The sequence below is a fragment of the Bradyrhizobium sp. NBAIM18 genome (genome assembly GCF_020193825.1).
GTDB classification, from domain to species: Bacteria; Pseudomonadota; Alphaproteobacteria; order Rhizobiales; family Xanthobacteraceae; genus Bradyrhizobium; species Bradyrhizobium yuanmingense.
The window spans coordinates 270,022-290,232 of the sequence record NZ_JADYVO010000005.1; the positions used below are offsets into that span (position 1 = coordinate 270,022).

Genomic DNA, 20,211 nt, shown 5'->3' on the forward strand with positions numbered 1-20,211 from the left:
CGAGCGCCCTCCTGCTAACGCTCCTCGCGACGGCGTCGGCGGCTTGAGCACCACACGCCACTTGAGTTCAGGCTGAAGGCCTGTATAGAACTGGAATAGAAATAGAATGACGTTCTGTACAGCAGAACAAAGGGGTGGGACGATGGAATCGAAACTGGTTCGTCACGACGTCGATCCGGTCACGTTCGCGCCTGACGCCGTTATCGCCGCCTTCAAGATGATCCCGGATTTGCTGGCACAGGACGCTGATTTGACCGTCCGTGGACGCTGGCTCGACGTCGACTGCCTGCTCGGCCCGAGCACCCAGCCATTCCACGTCGCCATTCGCGCGGGGCAGATTGTGGATATGACGCCGGCCCCTGTCCTGATGCGCACCTGGAGGTTCGCCTACCGTGCGACCCCGGCTGCACTTGCCGCCCATTGGCAGCAGATGCCACCGGCCGGCTGGCATGACCTGCTCGCGCTGACCAAGCGCGGACAGGCGACGCTTGAAGGGGATCTGCATCCTTTCATGACGCATCTTCAGTATTTCAAGGATCTGCTGGCGCTGCCCCGGCGGAGCGGTTTCGGAGGTGCGTCATGAACGGCTTCATCGAGCCGATCGTCGGGCGCTATGTGCACGTCGAAATCAATGGGGAGATCAACCGCATCTATTTCGAGGAGAACGGCAGCGGCATCCCGTTGGTCTGCCTCCACACCGCCGGTTCTGACGCGCGGCAATGGCGCCATCTGCTGGCCGATCCCGAGTTCACCAGACATTTCCGCATCGTCGCCTTCGACATGCCCTGGCACGGCAAGTCCAATCCACCTGACGGCCAATATGGCACCGAGTACCGGCTGACCACTGCGAGCTACACCGCGACCATCCGCGCGTTCTGCAACGCGCTGAAGCTAGAGCGGCCGGTAGTGATCGGGTGCTCGATCGGCGGCCGTATCGTGCTCAATCTAGGCATCGCGCATGCGCGCGAGTTTCGCGCCTTGATCGGGCTGGAGGCGGCGGACTTCCAGCAGCCCTGGTACGACACGGCTTGGCTGAACCGGCCCGACGTTCATGGCGGCGAGGTCTGTGCCGCGCTGGTCTCCGGGCTGATCGCGCCCAACGGTCCGGCAGCCTCGCGCAACGAGACGCTGTGGGGCTACAAGCAGGGTGGTCCCGGCATCTTCAAGGGCGATCTCTATTTTTATCGCGTCGACGGCGATCTGCGCGGGCGCACCGCCGACATCGACGTCAACCAGTGCCCGCTTTATCTCCTCACCGGCGAGTACGATTTCTCCTGCACGCCGGAAGACACGCTGCGCACCGCCGCCGGCATTCCCGGCGCCAAGGCGACGGTGATGGAGCGGCTCGGCCATTTTCCGATGAGTGAGAACCCGGAACAGTTCCGGCGCTACATCGCGCCGGTGCTGCAAGACATCCTCGATAAGCAGAATGATTGAAAGGGAGCATAGTTATGAGTTTGCGTTGGATGATGGCGGTGGTTCTGGCCGCACAAGCGACCACTGTGTTTGCAGCCGACAATGTGATCAGGATTGGCGTGCTCAACGACCAGTCGGGCGTGTTCGCGGACAATGGCGGGCGCGGTTCGGTGGTCGCTGCAAAGCTCGCAGCAGAGGACTTCGGTAACGAGCTTCTCGGCAAGAAGATCGAGATCGTTTCGGCCGACCATCAGAACAAGCCTGATATCGCATCGGCAACCGCGCGCAAATGGTTCGACAATGAAAGCGTCGACATGATTGCGGACGGCGCGGCCTCCTCGGCCGGCTTTGCCATCCTCGAAGTTGCCAAGCAGAAGAACAAGATCTTCGTCATCTCTGGCCCGGGCTCGTCGGACTTCACTGGGAAATCCTGCTCGCCGGTCAGCTTCCACTTCAACTACGACACCTACGCGCTGTCCAAGCTTACCAGTGACGCGGTCACGCGGGCGGGCGGCAAGACCTGGTACTTCGTGACGGCCGACTACGCCTTCGGCCACGCGCTGCAGCGCGATGCCACGAAATTCATTGAGGCCGCGAGCGGCAAGGTGATCGGCTCGGCCGCCCATCCGCTCGGCACCGCTGATTTCGCGTCCTTCCTGTTGCAGGCGCAGGGCTCGAAGGCCGACGTTGTCGGGCTTGCGACGTCGGGCGCGGACGTGCAGACCGCGATCAAGCAGGCTGGTGAATTCGGTATCGTCGAGGGTGGCCAGAAGCTGGCTGGTCTGCTTGTTTTCATCACGGACGTGAACTCGCTCGGCCTGAAGGTCACCCAAGGCTTGCAGGTGACGACCTCGTTCTATTGGGACCTCAACGAGCAGACCCGTGCCTGGTCGAAGCGCTACGCCGTGCAGATGGACGGCAAGGTCGCCAGCATGGTGCAGGCCGGCGTCTATAGCGGCGTCCACCACTATCTCACCGCCGTGAAGGCGGCCGGCACCACCGATGCGACCGCCGTTGCCGCCAAGATGCACGAACTGAAGGTCAATGATATGTACAACAAGGACGTTGCGATCCGCCCGGATGGGCGCGTGCTGCACACCATGTATCTGGTGCAGGTGAAGAGGCCGGAAGAATCCAAGTACAAGTTCGACTATTACCGGGTTGTCAGCTCCAAGCCGGGCGAAGAGGTGTTCCGACCGATGAATGAAGGCGGCTGCCCTCTGGTGAAGTAATGGCGTCGGCCGGGCAGGACCTGGACCTGCCCGGCCGGAAGATTGCGAGGAGAGAATACGGAATGTCTGGTTCGATTGGGTTCATCGGTCTTGGCGTCATGGGCGAGCCGATCTGCCGCAACCTGTTGCGCAAGAGCGGCCGCGCGGTGCTCGCGTTCGACCTTGCCGCGGAGCCGCTGGCGCGGATGGTGGCTGACGGGGCGACGGCGGCGAAGTCGATCGGAGAGGTCGTCGCCGGCGCAGAGACCCTTTTCCTGTGCCTGCCCAGCGCCAAGCACGTCATGTCCGTCTTCGAGAGCATCTTGCCGATGGTCAGAAATGGCCAGACGGTGATCGATCTCGGCACCTCCGATGTCGGTCTGACCCGCTCCTTCGCCAAACAACTCGCGGACAAGGGCGCGCTCTGGATCGATGCTCCAATTGCGCGCACCCGCCAGGCGGCGCAGGACGGCACGCTCAGCGTCATGGTCGGCGCGACGGCCGAGCAGTTCGCCGCGGTGGAGCCGCTGATCCGGCATTTTGCGACCGACGTCACTCTTTGTGGCGGCACCGGTGCGGGGCAGGTGACGAAGATCCTCAACAACATGGTGCTGTTCGAGACCGTCAACGCCCTGGCGGAGGCGGTTGCGATCGCCAAGCACAGCGGCGTCGAGCCCAAGCTGCTGCTGGAGACGTTGTCGAAGGGGTCGGCGGACAGCTTTGCCCTGCGCAACCACGGCATGAAGGCCATCGTCGCCGGAGAATTTCCGCTGCGCGCCTTCTCGACCGAATATGCCATGAAGGACCTTTCCTATGCGCTGGAACTCGGTGCGCAAGCCGGGCTCGACTTGCGGGGGGCAGCGCTGATGCGCACGATCTTCCAGGAGACGATCGACAAGGGCATGGGCGATGCGTATTTTCCTGTTATCGCAAAGCTCATCGACCCCTCCGGATTTCCCCAATAGGACACGTCATGCCTTCGCCCGGCGTCGCAGCCGTCGACCGCGCCCTGAGCATCCTGGCCGCCTTCGAGGATGCGCCGGAGCCGATCACGCTCGCCGAGCTCGCTCGGCGCACCAAGATGTACAAGAGCACGCTGTTGCGGCTGATGACGTCTCTTCAGGAGTTCGGCTACCTGGTGCAGTTCGCCGACGGTCGCTACCATCTCGGTCCGACGCCGTTCCGGCTCGGCGCGGTCTATCAGCGCAGCAACAATCTGCACGACAGGGTGATGCCGCTGCTGCGCCAGCTCGTGGCCGACGGCGCTGAAAGTCCGTCGTATCACGTACGGCATGATGCGAAGCGCAGGCTCTGCGTCTACCGGGTGGATTCCCGACATTCGACCCTCGACCGCGTCGAGGCCGGCATGCTGCTGCCGCTCGACCGCGGCGCGGCCGGACGAATTATCCTGGCCTTCGACGGTGAGAAGGGCGAGGCCTACGACGAGATCCGCGAGGGTTGCGTCGCGCTGTCCTTTGGCGAGCGCGATCCCGATTGCGCCGGGCTTGCCTGCCCGGTGTTCGGTCCCGGCGGCAAATGCGTCGGCGCTCTGTCGCTCTCGGGGCCGAAGCCGCGCTTCACGCGGGACAATATCAAGGCGATGACGTCGCTGCTGCTGAAAGCCGCCGTCCGCCTGACGCGTGCCCTCGGTGGCCCGACCGAGTTGCTCGACAGTGCTTTGTCGGCTTCCGCTGAAGACGTCCGTCCTGCGCGAAGGGCGAGGCGGTAGGCGGCCTGATGTCTCCAACTTCGCAGTATCGGGACCCGATGAGCATTAAATACGACGTGCTGGTGATCGGCGGCGGCAATGCCGCCCTGTGCGCGGCGATCAGCGCGCGGCGCGGCGGGGCCTCGGTGCTCGTGCTCGAAGGCGCGCCGAAATTCTATCGCGGCGGCAACACCCGCCACACCCGCAACATGCGCTGCGCCCATGATGCGGCGACCGAAATCCTGACCGGCCCCTACACCGAGGAGGAATTCTGGGAGGATCTGCTGCGCGTCACCGGCGGGCAGACCGACGAGGTGCTCGCCCGACATATGATCCGCGAATCCAAGGACATCCTGAACTGGATCGTGGAGCAGGGTGTGCGCTGGCAGCCCTCGCTCGGCGGCACGCTGAGCCTCGGCCGCACCAACTCCTTCTTCCTGGGCGGCGGGCGGGCGATGCTGAACGCGCTTTATCTCACCGCGGAGCGGCTCGGTGTCGACGTCGAATACGACGCCGAGGTGATCGATCTCGTGATCGAGGACGGCATGTTCCTCGCCGCGCGCCTCAAGCGGCCGGTCAGGGGTGAGACCGAGATCCGCGCGACGTCATTGGTTGCCGCCGCCGGCGGGTTCGAGGCCAACATCGAATGGCTCAAGCAATATTGGGGCGAGGCCGCCGACAACTTCCTGATCCGCGGCACGCCCTATAACCGCGGCTCGATCCTGAAGATGCTGCTCGACAAGGGCGTGCAGGAGGTCGGCGATCCCACGCAGTGTCATGCGGTCGCGATCGATGCCCGCGCGCCGAAATTCGACGGCGGCATCATCACGCGGCACGACTCCGTCGTGTTCGGCATCGTCGTCAACAAGCATGCCCAGCGCTTCTACGACGAGGGCGAGGACATCTGGCCGAAGCGCTACGCGATCTGGGGGCGGCTGGTCGCGGCGCAGCCCGACCAGATCGCCTACATCATCTTCGATTCCACCGTCGTGACCAGCTTCATGCCGACGCTGTTTCCGCCGATCGCCGGGCAGACGGTCGCCGAACTCGCCGGCAAGCTCGCGCTCGATCCCGCGGCGTTGGAAAAGACCATCACCGAGTTCAACGCTGCGGTGCGGCCCGGCACGTTCGACCACACGATTCTGGATGATTGCGTGACCGAGGGCATCACGCCGCCCAAGACCCACTGGGCGCGGCGGATCGAGACCCCGCCTTATCTCGCCTATCCCGTCCGGCCCGGCATCACTTTCACCTATCTCGGCACGCGGGTGAACAAGGAGGCGCGGATGCTGATGAAGGACGGCAAGCCGTCCGCCAACATGTTCGCGGCCGGCGAGATCATGGCCGGCAACGTGCTGGGCAAAGGCTATGCGGCCGGCATGGGCATGACCATCGGCAGCGTGTTCGGACGGATCGCGGGACGGGAAGCGGCGAAACATGCACGGAACTAGAATTTTGGACGAAGCCGACCGTCTGATGACGGTCTGCAATTCCTGCCGCTATTGCGAGGGCCTGTGCGCGGTGTTTCCGGCCATGGAGATGCGGCGCGCCTTCTCCGACGGCGATCTCAACTATCTCGCCAATCTCTGCCATTCCTGCGGCGCCTGCTACGTCGACTGCCAGTTCTCGCCGCCGCACGAATTCAACGTCAACGTCCCGAAGACGTTGGCGGTTGCGCGCGCGGAGTCCTATGCGGCCTATGCCTGGCCGCGGCCGCTATCCGGCGCCTTCGCGCGCAACGGCCTCGTCATCAGCATCACCGCCGCGCTCAGCATGGCGATCTTCATTCTCGGCTTTGCCGCCTTGAATGACCGCGGCGTGTTGTTCGGCGTGCACACCGGGCCCGGCGCCTTCTACAAGCTGATGCCGCACAACGCGATGGTCGCGCTGTTTGGCGCCGCATTCCTCTACGCGATCCTCGCACTCGTCATGAGCGTGCGTGCCTTCTGGCGCGACATCGGCACACCGATCGGCGGCCGCGCCGATGGCGGCTCGATCTTTCAGGCGATCCGCGACGCCGGCGAGCTGCGCTATCTCCATGGCGGTGGCGTCGGCTGCTACAATGAGGACGACAAGCCGACCGACCGGCGTAAGCTCTATCACCACCTGACCTTCTACGGCTTCCTGCTATGCTTTGCAGCGACCTCGGTGGCGACGCTCTATCACTATCTGCTCGGCCGCGAGGCGCCGTATCCGTGGTGGGACCTGCCCGTGGTGCTCGGCACGCTCGGCGGCATCGGCCTGATCGTCGGGCCCATCGGCCTGTTCGCCGCCAGGCTGCGGCGCGATCCCGCGCTGCTCGACGAATACAGCTACGGCATGGACGTCGGCTTCATCGCCATGCTGTTCCTGACCGGGCTCACCGGAATGCTGCTGTTGGTCCTGCGCGAGACGAGCGCGATGGGGCCGCTGCTCGCGCTGCATCTCGGTGCCGTGTTCGCATTGTTTATCACCATGCCCTACGGCAAGTTCGTGCACGGCCTTTATCGCTTCGCCGCGCTGGTGCGCTATGCGCAGGAGCGGCGGACGGCGGCGTGACCCGCGCGCCGCCCGTCTCGCAACCTCTCACGCCACCTCGCGCTCGGGCGGGGATCCCTGCTCGCGGGCCATCGTCGTGGCCGTGACATAGTCGGTCTTGCCGGTGCCGAGCAGCGGCACCTTGTCGACCACCATGATCGCAGCGGGCACCGTGAGCTCGGAGGCGCCGATCGCCTTGGCCTGGGCCTGCATCGCGCTGCGCTCGGCATTCTTCTCCGTCGTCAGCAGCACGATGCGCTCGCCCTTGCGCTGGTCGGGGATCGACACGGCGATCGATGCGGCCTGCGGCCACAACGCCGTCGCGATGGCTTCGACCGCCGACAGCGAGACCATTTCGCCCGCGATCTTGGCAAAGCGCTTGGCGCGGCCCTTGATGGTGATGAAGCCGGCCGGGTCGATCGAAACGATGTCGCCGGTGTCGTGCCAACCGTCGGGGAGCACCTCGAGCACGCCGGGATTTTCGGCCCTGAGATAGCCGAGCATCACGTTCGGGCCGCGCACCGAGAGGCGTCCGCCTTCCTCGATGCCGGGGACCGGATCGAGGCGGCTTTCCATCAGCGGAGACAGGCGCCCGACGGTGCCGGGACGGTTGGCCATCGGCGTGTTCATCGCCAGCACCGGCGCCGTCTCGGTAACGCCATAGCCTTCGAGGATGCGGATGCCGTAGCGCTCCATGAACACCTGCCGCGTGCGATCCTTGACCGCCTCGGCGCCGGCGATGACGAGGCGCAGGGTGCGGAAGTCGTAAGCGTGCGCCGAGCGGGCATAGCCGGTCAGGAACGTGTCGGTGCCGAACAGGATCGTAGCGCCGGTCTGGTAGATCAGCTCGGGCACGATCCGGTAGTGCAGCGGCGAAGGGTACATGTAGATCGGAATGCCGGCCAGCATCGGCATCATCATTCCGCCCGTGAGTCCAAACGAGTGGAACACCGGCAGCACGTTGAACACCTTGTCGTTGGCATTGGCATCGACCCGCGCCAGCGCCTGCGCCGCGTTGGCGAGGATGTTGCGGTGGGACAGCACCACGCCCTTGGGCGTACCTTCCGAGCCCGACGTGAACAGCACGACGGCGGGATCGTTGGCCTGGCGGGGCACGCGCGGCGTCGTGCCGGCGAGCAGGCCCTTGATCTTGTCGGCGAGGCCGATCGAGGCGCGGACGTCCTCGAGATAGACGACGCGTGCCTCCGCGGAGATCGCAGTCATCAGCTTGTCGAGCTTGCCTTTCTCGATGAAGGCCTTCGACGTCAGCACGGTCTTGACCTGCGCGGCCTTCATGGCGGCGAGCACGTTAACCGGACCGGCCGAGAAATTGAGCATCGCCGGCACCCGGCCGCTGTTCTGCAGCGCCATGAAGACGACGGCGACGCCCGCGGAGTTCGGCAGCAGCACGCCGACATTCTCGCCGATTGCGGTGCCGTTCTCGAGCTTGCGGCTCAGGACCTGCGCGCCGAGGATCAGCTTGCGATAGGTCAGCTTTGTGCCGAGCGCGTCCTCGATGATAACCTTGCCGGTGTCGCGGTCGCGATAGGCGTGTCCGAGGGCTTCGAACAGCGTGTGATCGAGCATGGCGTTCTTGACGAGGGCATCGATCATGACATCCTGCAGCGCGGCACCGGCGGCGTTGCGGCGTGCCTTGCCCTTGAGCGTTTCGTCGACCGGAAGCTTGACCGGCGGCAGGATCGTCACCGTCACGCGCGGAAACCAGGACCGCTTGATCTGGCTGGAGTTGAGATAGCTGAGATAGGAGCGCTGCGCGCCTTCGATCCGGACCGGCACGACCACGGCGTCAGCCTTGTCCGCGATCATCGCGGTGCCGTCATACACCTTCATCAGCGATCCCGAGACGGTGATCCGTCCTTCCGGGAAGATCACGACGGGCTCGCCTGCGGCGACGAGCTTGATCAGGTCGCGCGCGGCCAGCGGCTTGGTCGGGTCCATGGTGTAGTGCTTGACGGCGCGCAGGAACGGCTTGGCCCACCAGGCCTTGGCGATGCCGGTGTCGACCGCAAAGCTCGCGTCGATCGGCAGCACGGCGTGCAGCAGCGGGCCGTCGATCAGGCTGACATGGTTCGGCGCGATCAGCATGCGTGTGCCCGGAGGCGGCAGGTTTTCGAGCCCGCGCACCTCGGTCCGGAACAGGGCACGGAACAGAAGCCCGCCAGCATCGCGCACGCCTTCCTTGCCCCACTTGGTCAGCACGAACCACACCGTGCCGAAGCTGGCGACGCCGAGGCCGAAGAAGATCCAGCCGATATGCAGACCTGCCGCCTGCAATAGCGCGACGAACAGCGAGCCGACCACCATGAAGGCAGCCTGCAGCACGTTGCCGGCGGCGATGATGCGGGCGCGTTCGGAAGGTTGCGACCAGGCCTGGACCGCGGCAAAGGACGGCACGACGAACAGGCCGCCGCCGAAGGCGAAGGCGACGAAGTCGGCCAGCATGCGCAGGCCGCCGAACGAAGTCGCGAAGCCGAGCGCGGTGATCTCGTGTCCCTTTGCAGTGACGCCGATAGCCCAGGCGAGATCGAGGCCGGCAAAGCCCATGATGATGGCGCCGATCGGCACCAGCGCGAGGTTCGGGCGAACGTGGCTGAGGCTGGCGGCAAACAGCGAGCCGATGGCGATGCCGATCGCGAAGATGGCAAGGCACAGCGTCACGACGCCCTCGGTGCCGCCGACGACGTCCTTGATCAGCGCCGGCAGCAGCGACAGCACGATGGCGCCGACCAGCCAGAACCAGGAGACGATCACGGTGCCGTCCCAGAGGCGATGGTCGGCACGAAGCGTCCTGAGCAGGCTCACCGTCGAGGTCCAGGGATTGGCGTCGACGGGCAGCTCAGGCGCGGAGGGCGTCGTCTGCGGAATGCGGGACGCGAACGCCCAGGACAACACGGCCAGCACGACCACGGCGGATGCGACCCAGCCCATATGCGCGGAGCCGGCGACGAACTGGCCGCCCGCGACGGTGCCGAGCAGGATCGCCATGAAGGTCGCGCCTTCGACCAGCGCGTTGCCGGTCGCGAGTTCGCCGAGCTCGAGCTGGTCCGGCAGCATCGCGTATTTCACCGGGCCGAACAGCGCGGCGATGGTACCGAACAGTGCGAGCGCTGCGAACAAGAGCGGCACCGAATGCAGGAAGAAGCCGGCAGCGGCGAAGCAGGCTGCAAAGATCTCGACGAATTTGAGCCGCCTTGCGACGACGGATTTGACGTATTTGTCGGCGAGCTGGCCGCCGAGCCCGGACAGGATGAAGTAGGGGAAGATGAAGACGGCGCCTGCCACCGTCACCAGCGCATCGCCGTGGCTCGTCGCCGCGCTGTAGAGCAGGATGATGACGAGCGCATTCTTGAGCACGTTGTCATTGAGCGCCGAGAAGAATTGCGCCCAGAACAGCGGCGCAAAGCGGCGTGACGACATCAATTCCCTGATCATGACTGGTCCTGTTTTGGCAAGGCAGACTGAGGTTGTTACGTTGTCTGTGAAACGTCACGACCGGAAGCATAGGGCGAACGATTGCGCGGCAACGAAGTTGCTGGCCAGCTCTGTCCCCTCGGTTCCTCCGATCCTGTTGGTCTTCAATCGGCATCGTTAGGTTCGCAAATATCCGGTCGAGGCCGGGCGGAGCGGCCTCGCTCGCCCGGATATGGCGCCGGGCGATGAAGGAAAGACTGAACCGCATCGTCGAAATCCGCCGGATCGGCCACGCCCGTCCGGACATGGTTAAGTCCATCCTTGCAGCCGGCGCTTGCATTCGAGCCGACCCGCGTGCGCGCCTCAGGTGAGATGGGCGAGGTGGCGAAACGGCGAGAAGCGGCCGAGCAGGCTGAACCGGCGCCGCTCCTGACGCGCACGGGCACGGTTGGTCCGCCACAGCCGGAAGGTCGCCCGGCGTTCGGCGAGCACGCCCGCGACGTCGCAGGCATTGGCGATGCGATTGATTGGCGCCATGGCGAACCGCAGAGCGGCCCGGCCGAGCCCGGTCACGAGGGCGGCGGCGTCATCGACGAAGGTGGTGGCGATATCGACAGTAAGGGTTTGCATTTTCCAGGTCTCCAGGTTAAATTGAACAATGTTCACATTGGTAGCTCGAAAATGAACAATGTTCAAGAAGAATCGCTGCGCGACCAGAAAAAATTCCGGCGCCGGCTCCAGATCGTCGAGATCGCCCGCGGCATCATCTCAGCTAAGGGGCTGAGATCATTGAAAGTTCGGGACGTGGCGGAGGCTGCCGGGTGCTCGGTTGGCAGTGTCTATAACGAGTTTGGCGACTTCGACGGGGTCATTCTGACGGTGAACCGGGAAACGGTTCAGGCGCTCACGGCCCGGCTCCGTGGTGTTCCTGCCGAGGATCCGGTCCGCCAGCTCTATGGGCTCGCCGAGACTTATCTCGACTTCTTCGCCGCGCACGCCAATTTGCTCCGCTCCTTGTTCGAGCATCGGATGGAGGACGATCGCCCCTATCCGGACGACATCCTCCAGATGGTGATGGATGCGTTCGCGCTGATGCATCCGCCCCTGGTGCGGCTACTGCCGGATGCGGACGACGTGAAGATCGCACTGCTGTCACGCACGCTGTTTTCCGCCGTGCATGGCATCATCTCGCTCGGCCTCGAGGAGCGCATGGTGGCCGTGCCGTCGCAGATGCTGCGCCAGCAGATCGAACAATTCGTCGACACCCATCTCGCAGGACTTGGAATTCTGCCCCTGCGGTGACGATGCCATTACCCTCGTGCAGCGACCGCTTCGCGCGGGCGTGGCGCAACGACGACAACGTCCGATCGCCCATTCTCGACCTGAACGCGGTTGCGGCCCTTTTCCTTGGCGCGGTAGCAGGCCGCATCCGCGCGTCGCATCGCATCCTCGAGCGTGATGGTGCCGTCGGCGATGCAGGCGACGCCGATGCTGGCGGTCACGGCAAAGCAACGGTCGTCCCAGGCGAAATTGAACAGCTCCAGCGACCGGCGCAGACGCTCGGCGATGTCGACAGCATCGAAGGGCGAGCATCGCGGCAGGATCAGGCCGAATTCGTCGCCGCCGAGCCGGGCCACCACATCATGCGCATGCCGGTCCTGCTGCAGCAGGCGCGAGACCTGGCAGAGCAGGCGGTCGCCGGCGAGGTGGCCGCAACTGTCGTTGACGCTCTTGAACTGGTCGAGGTCGAGCAGGATGAGCGCGAGCGCACCCGCTGCGGCATTGTCCAGCTCGGCTTGCAGGCGCGCCTCGAAGGCGCGGCGGTTGGAGAGGCCGGTCAACCAATCATGCGATGCCTGCCAGGCCAGGCGCTCCTTCTCGGCATGCAAGGCGTCTTCGAAGGTCTGCCGTTGCCGCACCAGGCGCCGCGTATGCCAGATCAGGAGCAGGATCAGCGCCGCGGCCGTGAGGATGTTGATGCCCGTCAGCGTCAGCTTGATCGCCCGGGATCCTTCGCCGAGGACGGTGGAGAATTGCTTGGCGTGCACCGTGAACTGGGCATTGAGCTCCGATAGCCGCGACGACAGGAATTGCAGGCGGTCGTCGTCCTGAATGGGACCTTTCTTCAGCTCGGATCGAATGACCTCGCCGAACACGCTGAGCTCCAGCAGCATGGGATCGGTGGCGGTCCATTCCCTGATCGCGTCCTGGAGGAAGCTGACGCGATTGAAATAGCGAAACAGCCAGATCAGTCCCGGGACGTCATCGGGATGGTTGCCGCCTTGCAGAAAGCCGATGCGGGCGGCCTCGACGTCGACCGGATCGCGTTCCAGCGCCCAGCGCGCGAACTCGTCGCCGATGGGGACGGCGAGTGAAGCCTGATATTGCGCGAACTGGCTCGGTTCGCCCGAATGCAGATAGAGATTGAGGAAGTAGACCGCGTTCTTCTGCGAGCGCGACCAGAGTGCTTCGCCGGCGACATAGGCGCGGACCGACGACATCACCTCGAGACTGAATCCGGCGATCGCCGCCTGCAGCACGACGACCATCACGAAAGGCGAGACGAGCTTGATGACGTGAAGGAAGTTGCCGCCCTCCGCCGACGCCGCTGTTCTGCGAAACACACTGGTCCCCAAGTCGATCGACGCGCCCTAGAGGGCGTTGCGCCTGCAACGCAAAGTAGACGAGATGGTTGCTTAACTGGACCTGAAAAGTGCGAGGGATTGTGACGGAGGGTGAAGGTAATGTGACGTGGGTGCGCGCAGATCGTTTCAAATGCCGCGAAATCGGAGCTGATGCGATATCGCGAACCAATGCCTTGTCAATGCGAGCGCAGCGAAGCAATCCAGCCTGCCTCCGCGGCATCATTCTGGATTGCTTCGTCGCAAGAGCTCTTCGCAATGACGACGGGCGCTACACGCTCTCCGTGGACGTGTGTCCTACACCAGCACCGGCTTGCGCACGCGACCGGCGTCGCCGAACACGCGCAGATAACGCTCGATTTCCGAGGGCAGGCCGGTCGCCTTCTCCGGATTGTCGGAGAGCTTGACGGCCGGACGGCCGTCGACTGATGAGACCTTGCAGACCAGCGAGATCGGATCGAGGCTGATCGAGCCGTCCGGCGTGCAGCCGACGAAATCGTTGGTGAGATTGGTGCCCCAGCCGAAGGAGAGCCGCACGCGCCCTGCGAAGTGGCGATAGGTGTCCTCGATCGAGCCGACGTCCATCGCGTCGGAGAAGACGAGCAGCTTGTCCTTGGGGTTGCGACCCTGCTTCTGCCACCAGGCGATGATCTCCTCCCCGGCCTGGATCGGCGGCGCGCTGTCGGGGCGGAAGCCGGTCCAATCGGCGACCCATTCCGGTGCATCGCGGAGGAAAGTCCTGGTACCGAAGGCGTCGGGCAGCGCGATCAGGAGGTTGCCGCCGTAAGTCTGACGCCACTGGTCGAGAATGCGGTAGGGCGCCCAGCGCAATTCCTCGTCGTCTCTGGCGAGCGCGGCGGCCACCATCGGCAGCTCGTGCGCGTTGGTGCCGATGGCTTCGAGATCGTTGTCCATCGCGAGAAGCACGTTGGAGGTGCCAATGAAGGAGGGGCCGAGGCCTTCCTTCACCGCCTCGACGCACCAGCGCTGCCAGAGGAAGCCGTGGCGGCGACGCGTGCCGAAGTCGGAGAGTCGCAGGTTCTCGAGCTGGCGCAGCCGTTCGACCTTGGTCCACAACTTGGCCTTGGCGCGGGCGTAGAGCACATCGAGCTCGAAGCGGCCGCGGCCCTTCATGGCCGCACGCGAACGCAGCTCGTTGAGGATCGCAAGCGCCGGAATCTCCCACATCGTGGTGTGGGTCCAGGGCCCGTGGAAATGCAGCTCGTACTGGCCCTCGACCTTGCGCAGCTCGTATTCGGGAAGGCGGAATTCCGCCAGCCAGCGGATGAAATCCGCCGAGAACATATGGGTCTTGCCGTAGAAGGTGTTGCCGGCCAGCCAGATCAGCTCCTTCTTGGTGAAGCGGATGGTGCGGGCATGGTCGAGCTGGGCGCGCAGCTCGCCCTCGTCGATGATCTCGGCAAGGCGCACATGGCGCGAGCGGTTGATGACCGAGAAGGTCACATTCTGACTCGGGTAATCCTCCCGAATCATCTGCAACATCAATAGTTTGTAGAAGTCGGTATCGAGCAGGCTGCGGATGATGGGATCCAGCCGCCAGCTGTGATTGTAGGTCCGGTTCGCAATGTCAGTCACTGTCATGGGGGGATTTTAGCGCGGCTCCCCCTGCGCAACCAGTGGGTTTGGGAAGGGCAGTCTTGCGGAGCGCGGCGCCTGCTATCAGGACATGAGAACGGCAGGTCAGAACGTGGCGGCCGTCGCCGCGACGGCCTCGAGCTGGCTCCTGACCCAGCGGTGGGCCGGGTCCTTCTGGTAGCGCTGGTGCCAGACCATGAACATCGGCAGCTCGGCCAGGGTCTTCGTGCGGGACGCCAGTGGGATCGGTGTTTGCGCAAAGCCGCGCATTACGCCGGACGCGAGCAGGCTCGGCATGCTCGCCAGCATCTGTGAGGCGCGCAGGAACGACGGCACGCCTGAGAAGCTCGGCACGGAGATCGCGATGTCGCGGTGCAGCCCGTTCGCTGCCAGCCGGCGGTCGAAGTCGAGCCGCTCATTGTCGGTATAGACCACGGTGATGTGACGCGCCGCGAGATAAGCGCTGCGGCTGGCCGGCGCGGCGCGCGCTTTGGGATCGTAGTAGCAGACGTAGTGATCCCTCAGCAGCCGCTTCTGCACGATGTCGACGCCGGAGGGCGGCAGCGGCGTGATCAGGAGGTCGCAGCGGTTTTCGCGTAGCATCGCGGGCGAGGGCGATTGCGAGGGGATCACGCGCAAATTCAGGCTCTTCACTTGTGCGGCGACGTGATCGAAGAACCGCGGCAGCAGCAGGTCGCGCTGGAAATCGTTGGCCGCGATCGTCAACGACAGCTGTGCGCGGGGCGGCTCAAAGCTGACGCCGCCGGCGAAGCTGCGCATCTCGTCGATCAGCGCGCGTGCCTTGCCGGCCAGTGCCTGCGCATGGGCCGTCGCAACGATGCCACGGCCGGATTTGGCGAACAGCGGATCGCCGGCAATCCGCCGCAGCTTGTTCAACCCGTGGCTGACGGCAGACTGGGTGAGGCCGAGCCGCGTCGCTGCCGCCGTCACCGAGCCTTCCTCCAGCACCGCTAGGAACAGCTCGAGGGCATGGCCGTCGAGGGCCAAATGATCGATTTCCTTCATGCAATTCATTATAATTCATCTATTTATCTTGAGAATAGGCTGGCTCATGCTCTCCCGATAAGCCGCCCGACCTCGGGCTCCCAGGGAGAGACAACGCCGATGAATGCCCAGGCGCCAGCCTTGCGGGATCCCCGCCTTAATCGTCCCGAGCCCTTGACGCCGCCGCTCGGCGACGGCGGCTTCTTCCAGCGCGACCGCGCGATCCATCCGCCGGCGCATGCGCCAGGCTACAAGTCCTCGGTGCTGCGCTCGCCGCGCCAGTCGCTGCTGTCCTTGGAGAACTCGATCTCGGAGATCACGGGGCCGGTGTTCGGCCACAACGATCTCGGCCCGCTCGACAATGATTTGATCCGCAACTACGCCAAGGACGGCGATCCCGTCGGCGAGCGCATCATCGTCCACGGCCGCGTGCTGGACGAGACCGGCCGGGGCGTTCCGAACACGCTGGTCGAGTTCTGGCAGGCCAATGCCGGCGGCCGCTACCGGCACAAGAAGGACACCTATCTGGCGCCGATCGATCCGAATTTCGGCGGCTGCGGCCGCGCGCTCACCGACGACACCGGCTACTATTACTTCCGCACCGTGAAGCCGGGCCCCTATCCCTGGCGCAACTACGTCAACAGCTGGCGCCCCGCCCACATCCACTTCTCGGTGTTCGGCTCGGGCTTTGCGCAGCGGCTGATCACGCAGATGTATTTCGAAGGCGATCCGCTGATCCCGGTCTGCCCGATCCTGACGACGATCCCGGACAAGGACGCGCTCGACCGCCTTGTGGCGCCGCTCGACCTCAACGCCTCGACGCCGTTCGACTCGCTCGCTTACCGCTTCGACATCGTGCTGCGCGGCCAGCGCTCCACCTATTTCGAAAATCGCACCGCGGGGAACTAACGCCCATGCCGCAACCGCTCAACTATCTCAAGGAAACCGCCTCGCAGACCGCCGGGCCCTACGTCCATATCGGCCTGATCCCTGCGATGGCCGGCTTCGACATCTTCGAGAAGAACTTCTCCAACGTGCTGGTGACGCCGAACACCAAAGGCGAGCGCATCACGCTGGAGGGCAAGGTGCTCGACGGCACCGGCACGCCGCTGCGCGACGTGCTGCTGGAGATCTGGCAGGCGAATGCGGCCGGCCGCTACAACCACCCCGCCGATCGCTCCGCCGGCGCGCTGGATGAAGAGTTTCGCGGCTGGGGCCGCGCCGGCTCCGACTTCGACAGCGGCCTCGTCACTTTCGAGACCATCAAGCCGGGTGCGATCACCGACAGGACGGGGCGCAAATGCGCGCCGCACGTCAACGTCTGGATCGTCGCGCGCGGCATCAATATCGGCCTCAACACGCGGCTCTATTTCTCGGACGAAGAGGCGGCCAACGCCGCCGATCCCGTGCTCAACCTGATCGAGCAGCCGGTGCGCCGCAAGACATTGATCGCATCCCGCAGCGAGCGCGCCGGCAAGGTCGTGTATTCCTTCACGATCAATCTGCAGGGGCCGGAGGAGACGGTGTTCTTCGACGTGTGAGGTGTCGGGCCGGCGTCCTTCGATCATTCCACCCGGTCGTCGCGCCTGATCGTTCCGCGCGCGAGGAATTGCGGTGGCTGCCGCATTTCGCGCGATACCGGTCGATCGGGTGGATCGCGCCCCACTTTTGGTTTCAACTCCACCAGATCGATGAATATGTCCGCCTGCCGGCGCAGGTCGTCGGCGATCATGGGCGGCTGAGTGGAGAGTGTGGAGACGACGGTCACGCGCACGCCGCGGCGTTGCAAGGCTTCGACCAGCGAACGGAAATCCCCATCGCCCGAGCACAACACGATCTGATCGACGTGCTGGGCAAGCTCCATCGCGCTTACGGCGAGGTCCACATCCATGCTGCCCTTCACCTTGCGGCGGCCGGTAGCGGAGTCGACGAACTCCTTGGCGAGTTTGGTGACGACGGTGAAGCCGTTGTAGTCGAGCCAATCGATCAAGGGGCGGATCGACGAATATTCCTGATCCTCGATGATGGTCGTGTAGTAGAAGGCCCGTAACAGCGTAGCTCGGCTTTGAAATTCACTGAGCAGGCGTCTGTAGTCGATCTCGAAGCCGAGCGCCTTGGCGGTGGCATGGAAATTGGAGCCGTCGATAAAGAGCGCGCTCTTCCCAAGCGAAGACATTGTGCACAACTCCCCGGGTTCGGCACGAAAGCCGACCGTCGAGCCGAAATGGCGCGACGCATCGGCGGGAATAACTAAAGGCGCCGATGGCTTTGCTGAAAAGGCGGCGCAGACGACCGGACAGGGTTGGCCGCCTTGCGCCGAGGTTAGGGAGGTTCCATGCCACCAGCGCCAGGGCGCCGAATGCCGTCACGCTAGGGCGAGGGCGTGCCCCGCTCAATTGTACGGAGGTAAAGCGCCTCTATCCAAAGGATGGGGCGCTATATACGAAGGTAAGTGGCAACGAGAGACATCGCGGATCCCAGGCGCGTCGATCAGACGTGCCCTGATCCTTTGTCCGGTGGTTCAGCCTTCGCCGCCATGGAGCCGGGCGCGAAAGGCGCGCGGTGAGACCCCCGTGGCGGCGGCGTAGACCCGGCTGAAATAGGCGGGGTCCTCGAAGCCGAGGGCGTAGGCGATGGTCGAGACCGGCAGGTTGGTGTAGACGAGGTTGCGCCGCGCCTCCCGGATCAGGCGGTTGAGGATAAGATGCGAGGCGGTGTCGCCGGTCGCCGCCCGTGTGATCCGGTTGAGATGCGTCGGCGTCACCGACAGCGCCTCGGCATAGTCGGCGACGCTCCAGCGCTCCAGATGATGCTGCTCCAGCAGCGCCTCGAAGCGGCGGAACAACCCGCTTTCCGCGGTGCCGTTGCCGCCGCTCTCGCCCGTGAGCGCGCGGGCCACGAGCCCGATCATGGCCGACGACAAGGCGCGGAGCACATGTGCACGGCCGAAGTCGCGCGCGGCGTGCTCGGCGAAGATCTGCTTCATCGTGGCGCGGATCTGCGGCGTGCCGCGCACCACCGCCGACCGCGACAGCGCACCGCGCAGGCCCTCGGCGGCGAGCAGCGCTTCATCGAGGATCTCCGCGGCGATGGTCAACACCCACCCTTGCGTATCGGGCACGAAGCGGAAGCCGTGGACGTGGCCGACCGGCACGTTGACGATCTGCATTGGCCTCAGCGGCACCACGCGCGCCTCGAGCGTCGCCTCGCCGCCGCCGCGCTCGATCAGCAGCACCTGGTGCAGCCGGGCATGGCGGTGCACGGCCAGCGTCCAGTCGTGCAGCACCGAACGCGAGGCGATCGTCTCGCAATGCACGACATCGGGCAGATCGCCGGACTCGCCGAACAGATTGTAGACCCGGATGGCCGGGGCGGGGGCCGCGCTTCTCATGTTCGAATAGTACAAGACAAAGGCGAAACCCTCCATCGGCTTGCGCCTTAACGTATGCAAAAAAATGCCGACGGGAGGACGCAAAAATGAAAGTTCAGGTCTGTATCATCGGCGGTGGGCCGTCCGGGCTGTTGCTGTCCCAGCTCCTGCACCTCAAGGGCATCGACACCATCGTGCTGGAGAAATACAGCCGCGACCACGTGCTGGCCCGGATCCGCGCCGGCGTGCTCGAGCACGGCTTTGCGAAGCTGATGCGCGAGGCGCAATGCGGCGAGCGGATGGACCGCGAGGGCGAGATCCACAACGGGTTCGAGATCGCCCATGACGGCGTGCTCTCCCACATCGACCTGCACAAGCATTCCGGCGGCAATTCGGTCCTGGTCTACGGCCAGACCGAGCTGACGCGCGACCTCTACGAGGCACGCGACCGGATCGGCGGCAAGGTCGTGCACAATGCCGAGGACGTCACGCCGCACGATCTGACGTCGGATCGGCCCTATGTGACGTATCGCTCGAACGGGCAGACGCTCCGCGTCGATTGCGACTACATCGTCGGCGCCGACGGCTTCCATGGCGTCAGCCGCAAGTCGATCCCGAAGGACGTGCTGCGCGAATATGAGAAGGTCTATCCGTTCGGCTGGCTCGGCGTGCTGTCGCGCACGAAACCGGTATCGCCCGAGCTGATCTACGTGAAGCACGAGCGCGGCTTTGCGCTGTGCTCGCTGCGCTCGCAGGTGCTGAGCCGCTACTACATCCAGGTGCCTTTGACCGACAAGGTGGAGGACTGGAGCGACGATGCGTTCTGGGTCGAGCTGAAGCGCCGCCTACCGGACGAGGTCGCCGGCCGCCTGATCACCGGCCCGTCGATCGAGAAGAGCATCGCGCCCTTGCGCAGCTTCGTCGCCGAGCCGATGAGCTATGGCCGCTTGTTCCTCGCCGGCGATGCCGCGCACATCGTGCCGCCGACCGGCGCGCGCGGATTGAACAGCGCGGCGTCCGACATCTACTATCTCTATCACGCGCTGCTCGCGCATTATCAGAGCGGCGACGATGCCGGTCTCAAGGGCTATTCCGCCAAGGCGCTTGCGCGAATCTGGAAGGCACAACGCTTCTCCTGGTGGATGACGATGATGCTGCACCGCTTCCCCGACCGGATCGAATATGAGGATCGTCTGCAGCAGACGGAGCTCGACTACCTGCTCTCGTCCGAGACGGCGCAGCGTCTGCTTGCGGAGAATTATACGGGGCTGCCGTTTTAGGCGATCTACCCCCTCCCCTGGAGGGGCCCTCCAG

At 64.6% G+C, this 20,211-nt stretch carries 18 protein-coding genes; 11 read left to right on the top strand and 7 right to left on the bottom strand.

Going from position 1 to position 20,211, the window contains the following annotated elements:
• The first annotated feature begins 142 nt into the window (after positions 1–142).
• The 7 genes from I6F17_RS14330 (at position 143) to tcuB (ending at position 6,873) form a co-directional block, all read left to right on the top strand.
• Positions 143–583: a hypothetical protein gene (locus tag I6F17_RS14330; RefSeq protein WP_050991712.1), complete on the top strand. Its 441-nt coding sequence runs from the start codon at positions 143–145 to the stop codon at positions 581–583.
• Positions 580–1,437 carry an alpha/beta hydrolase gene (locus tag I6F17_RS14335; RefSeq protein WP_036035594.1) on the top strand — a complete coding sequence of 286 codons (858 nt, stop codon included), beginning with the start codon at positions 580–582 and terminating at the stop codon, positions 1,435–1,437. Before I6F17_RS14330 ends, I6F17_RS14335 begins: the two co-directional genes overlap by 4 nt.
• Positions 1,438–1,451: 14 nt before the next feature.
• Positions 1,452–2,648, top strand: coding sequence for an ABC transporter substrate-binding protein (locus I6F17_RS14340; protein ID WP_225124560.1), 1,197 nt, complete (start codon positions 1,452–1,454; stop codon positions 2,646–2,648).
• Between the two features lie 62 nt (positions 2,649–2,710).
• Entirely contained in the window at positions 2,711–3,592 is an 882-nt protein-coding gene (locus I6F17_RS14345) for an NAD(P)-dependent oxidoreductase (RefSeq protein ID WP_225124561.1), read from the top strand.
• Between the two features lie 8 nt (positions 3,593–3,600).
• Positions 3,601–4,356: an IclR family transcriptional regulator gene (locus I6F17_RS14350; RefSeq protein ID WP_036035585.1), complete on the top strand. Its 756-nt coding sequence runs from the start codon at positions 3,601–3,603 to the stop codon at positions 4,354–4,356.
• A 38-nt stretch (positions 4,357–4,394) separates the two neighbouring features.
• A complete protein-coding gene (gene tcuA / locus I6F17_RS14355) occupies positions 4,395–5,786 on the top strand; it encodes an FAD-dependent tricarballylate dehydrogenase TcuA (protein WP_225124562.1) in 1,392 nt (463 codons plus the stop codon).
• Entirely contained in the window at positions 5,773–6,873 is a 1,101-nt protein-coding gene (gene tcuB / locus I6F17_RS14360) for a tricarballylate utilization 4Fe-4S protein TcuB (protein ID WP_225124563.1), read from the top strand. The genes tcuA and tcuB overlap by 14 nt, the downstream gene beginning before the upstream one ends.
• A gap of 27 nt (positions 6,874–6,900) precedes the next feature.
• Here the strand turns inward: tcuB and I6F17_RS14365 are convergent, their stop codons facing one another.
• Together I6F17_RS14365 and I6F17_RS37940 are read right to left on the bottom strand one after the other, a co-directional pair.
• Positions 6,901–10,305: an acyl-[ACP]--phospholipid O-acyltransferase gene (locus I6F17_RS14365; RefSeq protein WP_225124564.1), complete on the bottom strand. Its 3,405-nt coding sequence runs from the start codon at positions 10,303–10,305 to the stop codon at positions 6,901–6,903.
• Positions 10,306–10,647: 342 nt separating this feature from the next.
• Positions 10,648–10,914 (bottom strand): hypothetical protein, encoded by a 267-nt coding sequence (locus I6F17_RS37940; protein WP_346656991.1) that lies wholly within the window; start codon positions 10,912–10,914, stop codon positions 10,648–10,650.
• A gap of 51 nt (positions 10,915–10,965) precedes the next feature.
• Between I6F17_RS37940 and I6F17_RS14370 the strand changes: the two genes are divergently transcribed.
• A complete protein-coding gene (locus tag I6F17_RS14370) occupies positions 10,966–11,586 on the top strand; it encodes a TetR/AcrR family transcriptional regulator (protein WP_081493681.1) in 621 nt (206 codons plus the stop codon).
• An 8-nt stretch (positions 11,587–11,594) separates the two neighbouring features.
• Here the strand turns inward: I6F17_RS14370 and I6F17_RS14375 are convergent, their stop codons facing one another.
• The 3 genes from I6F17_RS14375 to I6F17_RS14385 all read right to left on the bottom strand — a co-directional run bounded on the left by I6F17_RS14375 (position 11,595) and on the right by I6F17_RS14385 (position 15,557).
• The gene (locus I6F17_RS14375; protein ID WP_225124565.1) at positions 11,595–12,908 is read right to left on the bottom strand and encodes a GGDEF domain-containing protein; all 1,314 of its coding nucleotides are present in this window, start codon (positions 12,906–12,908) and stop codon (positions 11,595–11,597) included.
• A gap of 315 nt (positions 12,909–13,223) precedes the next feature.
• The gene (gene pncB / locus I6F17_RS14380) at positions 13,224–14,528 is read right to left on the bottom strand and encodes a nicotinate phosphoribosyltransferase (protein ID WP_036011351.1); all 1,305 of its coding nucleotides are present in this window, start codon (positions 14,526–14,528) and stop codon (positions 13,224–13,226) included.
• A gap of 99 nt (positions 14,529–14,627) precedes the next feature.
• Positions 14,628–15,557: a LysR family transcriptional regulator gene (locus tag I6F17_RS14385; protein ID WP_036035564.1), complete on the bottom strand. Its 930-nt coding sequence runs from the start codon at positions 15,555–15,557 to the stop codon at positions 14,628–14,630.
• A 90-nt stretch (positions 15,558–15,647) separates the two neighbouring features.
• On the opposite strand from I6F17_RS14385, the gene pcaH reads away from it, so the two are divergent.
• Positions 15,648–16,436, top strand: a complete 789-nt coding sequence (gene pcaH / locus I6F17_RS14390) for a protocatechuate 3,4-dioxygenase subunit beta (protein ID WP_036026596.1) — start codon at positions 15,648–15,650, stop codon at positions 16,434–16,436.
• A 5-nt stretch (positions 16,437–16,441) separates the two neighbouring features.
• The gene (gene pcaG / locus I6F17_RS14395) at positions 16,442–17,068 is read left to right on the top strand and encodes a protocatechuate 3,4-dioxygenase subunit alpha (protein ID WP_225124566.1); all 627 of its coding nucleotides are present in this window, start codon (positions 16,442–16,444) and stop codon (positions 17,066–17,068) included.
• Between the two features lie 23 nt (positions 17,069–17,091).
• Here pcaG and I6F17_RS14400 read toward each other — a convergent pair whose 3' ends face one another.
• A complete protein-coding gene (locus tag I6F17_RS14400; protein WP_036035558.1) occupies positions 17,092–17,703 on the bottom strand; it encodes an NYN domain-containing protein in 612 nt (203 codons plus the stop codon).
• A 345-nt stretch (positions 17,704–18,048) separates the two neighbouring features.
• Positions 18,049–18,954: a helix-turn-helix domain-containing protein gene (locus I6F17_RS14405; protein ID WP_225124567.1), complete on the bottom strand. Its 906-nt coding sequence runs from the start codon at positions 18,952–18,954 to the stop codon at positions 18,049–18,051.
• A gap of 50 nt (positions 18,955–19,004) precedes the next feature.
• Here I6F17_RS14405 and pobA point away from each other — a divergent pair, with 50 nt between their 5' ends.
• Positions 19,005–20,177, top strand: coding sequence for a 4-hydroxybenzoate 3-monooxygenase (gene pobA / locus I6F17_RS14410; RefSeq protein WP_225124568.1), 1,173 nt, complete (start codon positions 19,005–19,007; stop codon positions 20,175–20,177).
• The last annotated feature ends 34 nt before the right edge of the window (positions 20,178–20,211 follow it).